Genomic DNA, 6692 nt, shown 5'->3' on the forward strand with positions numbered 1-6692 from the left:
GTCGCAAAATGATGCCGACGTCCATGCTACCATGACGCGAGAGAGGGGGACTCTGATCTGCGGGAAAAGAGGCGACGTCCGGCATCTTGGCCGAGCGCCGCAGCTTGTCGCGCCAGGCACGGTGTCACCCCCGCCAGACCGGGAGAACGGGATCATGCAGCTTCTACGCACTCTTGCCTCCGCGCTCGTCGCGGGTGTGATCGCGGCACCGGTGAGTGCGCAAGACTGGGAGGTCCAGATCACGCCCTATGCCTGGCTCTCCGGCCTGTCGGGGGATGTCGGATCGATCCCGGGGCTGCCCGCCGGGAGTGTCGACCTGTCGTTCGGTGATGTTCTCGATGATCTCGATTTCGCCGGAATGCTGCTCGCCAGCGCGCGCAATGGACCTTGGGTGATCTATCTCGACACGACGTACGTGCGCACCTCCTCGACCGAGACGCTGGGCGGCATCGTCTTCGACAAGGTCGACGTCGAGAGCGAGACGACAACGCTGTCGCTCGCGGCGGGTCGGGTGCTGGCAGAGACCCCGCAAGGCTCGCTCGACGCCTATCTCGGGGCCCGGGCCTGGTGGCTCGAAAACAGCTTCGATCTGAGAGCTGTCGGTGGTGGACGGTCGCGCCGGACGGAGACCGCGAACTGGGTTGATCCGCTGATCGGCCTGGCAAGCCGGTACCGCGTGGCGGAGCGCTGGACGCTGTTCGGCGCGCTCGAAGCCGGCGGCTTCGGGGTGGGCGCCGAGAGCGAATGGTCGGTTATCGCGGGCGCGACCTGGCAGGTGAGCGGCTCGGTCGGGGCGTCCTTCGGCTGGCGTCATCTCGAGGTCGATTACGACGAAGGCGGGGTGGTGTTCGATGTGCGCCAGTCGGGACCGGTGCTCGGTGCGACATTCCGGTTCTAGAGACCGGTATGACGAAGGGAAGGGGGCGGGCGCGCACGTCCCGCTCCAAGGGACGTTTGGGAGTGTCCCCGTGCAAGCCGACGCGCAGGGCGGGCGGCTTTGGCGCGGCGACGATGCATGAGGAGATTTCGATGAAGAGACCCAGCCATATCGGCACTGTCGCGGGCGTTTTTGCGGCGTTTTGCGCGGCAGCGGCCAGCGCAGATTTCGCCGAGGACAATCTGAGCGAACTGATCGCGGCCCGCGAGATCCCGATCACGATAGACAATTTCACCCGCGCGGCGACCGACATCGAGTTTGCCAAGTATATCGCGCTCGCTGGGGGGCTGAACCGCTTCTACCATTTCCGCGAACCGACGCCCGTCGACAACCAGCCGACCGTCAGCATGAATCGCGACACGCTCTACAGCGCGGCAATCGTCGACATCAGCGAGGGCGCAACCCTGACCCTGCCCGACGTTGGTGATCGCTACATGTCGGCGATGGTCGTCAACCAGGATCACTACATCAACGAGGTGTTCCATGGCGGAGGCACCTACGCGCTGGACGTGGAGACCTTCGACACGCCCTACGTCGCGGTCTACCTGCGCGTGCTCATGGATGCCTCGGACCCGGCGGATGTGGCCGAGGTCAACGCGATACAGGACCGGATGGCGATCGAGGCCGCGTCGGCACGGCCCTTCATCCTGCCGCCCTACGATGAAGAGAGCTACGAGCGTCTCGTGTCTGCCCTCATCGGCCTGGCGCCATTCTCTCCCGACAGCACCCGCGTCTTCGGCGCGAAGGGGGAGGTCGAACCGGTGCGCCACCTTGTCGGCACGGCCGTCGGCTGGGGCGGCCTGGCGGAGGACGAGGCGCTTTATGTCGGCGTCGACCCGCGGCTGCCGGTCGGCGCCTACCGGATGGAGGTGCCCGCAGATGTGCCGGTCGGCGCGTTCTGGTCGATCAGCCTTTACAACGCGCAACGCTTCTTCCAGCCCAACGCGCTGGGAGCCTACACGGTCAATTCGGTCATGGGCACGCGCAACGCGGATGGCTCGATGACCGTCCATTTCGGCGCATGCGAGGACGGGCGGGTCAACTGCCTCCCGCTCATGGACGGCTGGAACTACACCATCCGCCTGTACCAGCCCGCCCCCGAGATCCTCGACGGATCTTGGAGCTTCCCCGCCGTCGCGCCGGTCAACTGAGAGAAAGGAACGAGACATGAGACCCCTCCTACTTGCCCTCGCCCTCTGCGCGGCCGCGCCCGCCCTGGCCGAGGAGGTCACCATCAAGACCCTCGTCCGGGCGGAATCGGACACGATGATCCGCGCCAATCTGAGCACCTTCGGTGTCGGTCTGGGCGAGATCGCCCATGAACGCGCGCCGGTCTCGGCCGAGGCGCCGCAGCCGATCATCCGGGCCAATCAGGACACGCTCTATTCAGGGGTCGTGCTTGATCTGTCAGAGCCGGCAACGGTCACGCTGCCGGCGACCGACGGTCGCTTTCAGTCGATGCTGGTGATCAGCCAGGACCACTACGCCTTCGTCGAAGCGACGCCGGGAACCTACGAGCTGACCGAGGACGAGGTCGGCACACGCTTCGCCTTTGTCCTGTTCCGCACCTTCGTCGATGCCGGCGATCCCGACGACCTCGCCACGGCGCATGCGACGCAGGACGGTATCGTGCTCTCGGGCGGCGGCGAGGGACCGTTCGAAGCGCCGGATTGGGATCTCGAAAGCCTTGCCGAGGCGCGCAAGGCGGTGAACGATCTTGCCGCCGCGGTGGGCTTCGATGCCTCCCGCGCATTCGGACGCAAGGACGAGGTCGATCCGGTCGATCACCTCGTCGGCGCAATCGCGGGCTGGGCCGGGCAACCCGCCACCACGGCCGCCGCCGTGATCGGCAGTGTCGAAGCCAATGACGGCACGACGCCCTACGCGGTCACTGTGAAGGACGTGCCGGTCGATGCGTTCTGGTCGATCACCGTCTACGACGCCGATGGCTACCTCGCGCCGAACGCGCTTGGCCGGAACAGCTACAACCAGACCTCGGCCACGCCGAACGACGACGGCTCCTACACCATCCATTTCGGCGGCTGCGACGACGGGCGCGTCAATTGCATCCCCGTCACACCGGGCTGGAACTACACGGTCCGGCTTTACCAGCCGCGCGCCGAAATCCTCGACGGCAGCTGGACCTTCCCTGACCTGGTCCCGGCAAACTGAGGAGGGTTCCAGAGCGGAGCGGGGCAAACGGCGCGCCCGGGCGGACAGTGCGGTTTGGGTTTGTGGTGTCTGTGCCGTCTGCCGGAACACGCGCTCGTCCGACGGCTGTGGCCTGCCTGCCAGATCCGGTCCGTGCGGTCACGGCGGCGGCGGCAGAGCCCCGCGCGCCTGCACCAGCAGCAGCAGATCGACAAGCGCCTGCGGCCCGAGATCGATGGAGCCGTCGAGCGCGACGCCAAAGCCCCGCTCTTCGAGTTCCACCGGCTCGGCGCGGTGGAACTGCGGCGACAGAACCCCGATCTCCGGCGGCAGAGCAGGGCAGAGCGGCCGGTCTTCGAGCAAGAGCTGCACCGCCTCGAGCATGAGTGCGCGCGCCGCCTCGAGGCGTCCGCTTCCGGTTTCAAGCTGGCGGAAGGCGCCCGGCGGGTCGCGCTGCAGGTCGAGAAGCTGAAAGACGATGCAATCACCCGCCAGCTCGGTCGACAGGTCGGCCCTGACGCCGACCTCTTCCTCGCTCAGAAGCGCGCCGCGCTGCCACGAACCCGGCCCCGTGCGTTCGCAGTCGAAGCTCTCCACGTCGAGCATCCCCTTGGCAATCAGGTTGGCTCCCTCGGCTTCCGCCTCGAGGCTCTGCATCGTGATCCGCCCGCCGCAGGTGTCCACAAGCACTTCGCCCGCAACGATCTCCGGCAGGTGGGACTGGAGATCGCGCAGATCCAGAATGGTCTCGATCCCGATCCGGGTCGCGTCCACGGCGGCGAGACGGAGCTCGAGCCCGGTGTCGACCTCGACGTCGCGCACCGTCAGGCTGTCTTCGAAACGGAAGCCGGCCTGCCCGGGCCCCGGCAGCAGCAGGGTCGCGGTCCGGCGCTGCGGCCGGCCCGCTTCAAACAACGCGAGAACCTCGACCAGATTGGCCGCGTTCAGATCGACCGAGCCGGACAGGGCGGCGCCAACGCCGCCGGCCCCGATCTCTCTCAGGCCGGCGTCGCGAAACTCCGGATCGAGAAGCTCTACCGCAGCGGGGAGTTCGGGGCAGACGGGGTTCTCCTCCAGCGTCACGCGCGCCTTTTCGAGGATCGCCGCGCGGGCGCGCTCGGTGACACGGAACAGGTTCGCCAGCCCGCCGAGCAGCCCTTTCGGATCGAGCGTCAGATCCTCCAGCCGAAACGCGATGCAGTCCCCGGCCCGGCTCGCGCCGAGCGTGGCGTCTATGTCGATTGTCTGCGTCAGGAGCCGCAGCCCGCGACGCTCTTCCTCGGTGCCGCGCTTGCGGCACCAGTAGACCCGCGCGTCGGTACGGGCCCGCGAGCGGAGCTTGGCGCCGTCCGCCTCGGCGCCTGCAAACTGAATATCGAGCCCCAGTCCGCAGGCGGGATCCAGCGCGCCCGAGAGCAGGTCCGGCAGCGCCGCCTGCAGATGTCGCAGATCGACGAAAGCCTTGCCGCCTAGCCGGGTCTGGGTCTCCGGTGCGAACCCGAGATAGGCCTCGAGCGGGATGGTCCGGCCCCGGGCAGAGAAGGTATCTTCAACGCGGATCTCCACCTCGCCGGCATAGCTGGCCGGATCGACGGAGGCGTCGAAATCTACGGCGATGCGCGCGGGCGCGTCGTCGGCCGCGAAACCGCAGGCTCCGAGTGCCAGCGCCAAGGCCAATGCCGAGGCTTTCAGGATCGTATTTCCGGCCAAGAAGTTCATCGCACCCTCGCCCCAGTCCAGCGCCCTCTTCACCCATCATGCCGCATCGACGCTGGATTTCCATAGCGAACGACCCGCACTCGGGTTTTCGGGTTGCGTACGAATGCAACGGAGGAGGGCCGCCAGATGATACCGGGAGCCCGGGCAGAGCGGTCTATCGCCCCGCAATGGGCGTCGCTGATCGCCTCGTTCCCCGGAAGCCGGCGTGCCGAGCAGGATGTTTCAACGGAGTTGCGCTGCCGGGACGGTGAGAAGGGCCAGCCTGTGTGCCGCCGTGGATCTTTCCGCACGCAAGGCAGCGTGCAGGTCCTTCATGGCATGCCGGGGAGCGATGGCCCCTTGTCAATCCCAAGTAAATTTGTCAGAAAAAGCATGCCAGCCGGCCACGCCCAGCAAGCCTTACCTCATGTAACGCGACTTGCGGGCGGCCTTCGTCCCGCCGCCCGCCTTTTCATCGAGGTGACCGAGACAGAAAGGCCAAGCCGAGAGAGGTGCCATGATCCAACCCGAGAAGACGCCCGCCGCGCAGTCCTGCCGCAAGATCCGCCCCACGCATGACCTGCGCGGCACCGAGACCCTCGATCCGCTGATGCGCTGCGTGCTGACGGTGGCGCGGCTGCAGTTTCAGAGCTTCGCGACGCCGGAGCTGGAAAGCTGGACCCGCGCGTTGCCGCACGCCGAGCGGCTGTTTGGCCGCGAGGCCGCGCCGGGGCTGGTCTGCGGCGTGCAGAGAGCTGTGCAGGAGATGCGCCTGGCGCGGCACAGCGTGTTCCAGTTCTCCAACCCGGGCTGCCAGCGCTGCGCGGCGCGGCTCACCGGGCACGAGCGGCTGCTGATGAACACGCTGCGCGAGAGGATGGCGGGGCGACCGCAGCATGCGCAGGCCCATGCGATGATGCTCTGCGAGGGCAACGACACCGATGGCTTCCTTGCGGAGATCGCCGCGCTGTCGCAGATCCTGCAGGGGCTGCGCCTCTGACCAAAAGGCGGGGGCATCTTCGCGCCGCATTGCCGAAGCGGCGCTGGCCCGCCCGCGCCTCGGCATAGGCGCGGGTTGGGTGTCACCGATACGCGGGGTCGTGCAGACCCGTCAGGACCAGTAGGCGGCAGAGACGAACTCGCCCTTCTGCAGACCCTGTTCCGGCAGCCACGCCCGGGCCTCCAGCGCCTGCGCCTTCTCTCCCGCGAAGAAGACATACCGATCCTCGGCCGGCAGGCGCAGCGCCTTCAGCGCGGCCAGAGGCGTCTCGTCACCGCCCCGCAGCACCCAGCGCAGACTGACCCCCTCGGGATGCCGCACCGTCTGGATATCGTCGGAGGAGGGCACAAAGAGTACCGCCTCGCCACGGGTCGTCTCGGGCATCGCTTCGAGGATGCGGATCATCACCGGCATCGCGGTCTCGTCGCCGACAAGCCCCATCCAGCCGGCCATCTCGGGCAGGGCGCCGCCTCCGGGGCCGGTCATCGCGATCTCGCTGCCGGGCACGACACGGTCGCACCATTCGGTGACCCGCCCGCCCTCGTGGCGGAACACGTCAAAGGTGATGCGCGCGACGCTCCCATCGCTCTCGAACACGCGCGTGGTGTAGACCGGGCGGTGCCAGGCCGTCATGCCGCCGGGCCACTGCGTGGCGCCGGCCGCGTCGGTCTCGGGCCAGCCAGCCCCCTCGGGGCCGAAGAGCAGGCGGAAATGCAGCCCGCCTTCGGCAAAGCGCGCCAGATCCGGCCCCTCCATCACCACGCGGCTGTAATTCGGCGACAGGCGCCCTACCGAAACCACCCTCGCGCGCGACTGGTTGCCGGGCTGGCGCCCCGCGAGATCCTCCTGCCAGTGTGGCACCACGCCCTGTTCGGCGAGAGTTCGGGCCAGCAGGTCTCTCGCAAG

General features: G+C 67.8%; 6 protein-coding genes. 4 read left to right on the forward strand and 2 right to left on the reverse strand.

Going from position 1 to position 6692, the window contains the following annotated elements; translation table 11 throughout:
* Window positions 1–154: 154 nt before the first annotated feature.
* From AC6RA4_RS22100 to AC6RA4_RS22110, 3 genes are all read left to right on the forward strand, one after another.
* Window positions 155–898 (forward strand): hypothetical protein, encoded by a 744-nt coding sequence (locus tag AC6RA4_RS22100; RefSeq protein WP_500163981.1) that lies wholly within the window; start codon window positions 155–157, stop codon window positions 896–898.
* 131 nt (window positions 899–1029) lie between these two features.
* On the forward strand, window positions 1030–2088 hold the full coding sequence (locus AC6RA4_RS22105; protein ID WP_500163982.1) for a DUF1214 domain-containing protein: 1059 nt from the start codon (window positions 1030–1032) through the stop codon (window positions 2086–2088).
* Window positions 2089–2104: 16 nt separating this feature from the next.
* Window positions 2105–3109, forward strand: coding sequence for a DUF1214 domain-containing protein (locus AC6RA4_RS22110; RefSeq protein ID WP_500163983.1), 1005 nt, complete (start codon window positions 2105–2107; stop codon window positions 3107–3109).
* 138 nt (window positions 3110–3247) lie between these two features.
* On the opposite strand, the gene AC6RA4_RS22115 is transcribed toward AC6RA4_RS22110, so the two are convergent.
* Complete coding sequence (locus tag AC6RA4_RS22115) at window positions 3248–4807, reverse strand: hypothetical protein (protein ID WP_500163985.1); 1560 nt, start codon at window positions 4805–4807, stop codon at window positions 3248–3250.
* A 496-nt stretch (window positions 4808–5303) separates the two neighbouring features.
* Between AC6RA4_RS22115 and AC6RA4_RS22120 the strand changes: the two genes are divergently transcribed.
* A complete protein-coding gene (locus tag AC6RA4_RS22120) occupies window positions 5304–5786 on the forward strand; it encodes a hypothetical protein (RefSeq protein ID WP_500163986.1) in 483 nt (160 codons plus the stop codon).
* A 111-nt stretch (window positions 5787–5897) separates the two neighbouring features.
* Here AC6RA4_RS22120 and AC6RA4_RS22125 read toward each other — a convergent pair.
* The coding region (locus tag AC6RA4_RS22125; protein WP_500163988.1) for a siderophore-interacting protein at window positions 5898–6692 on the reverse strand (795 nt) is incomplete at its 5' end.

Source organism: Salipiger sp. (assembly GCF_059781815.1).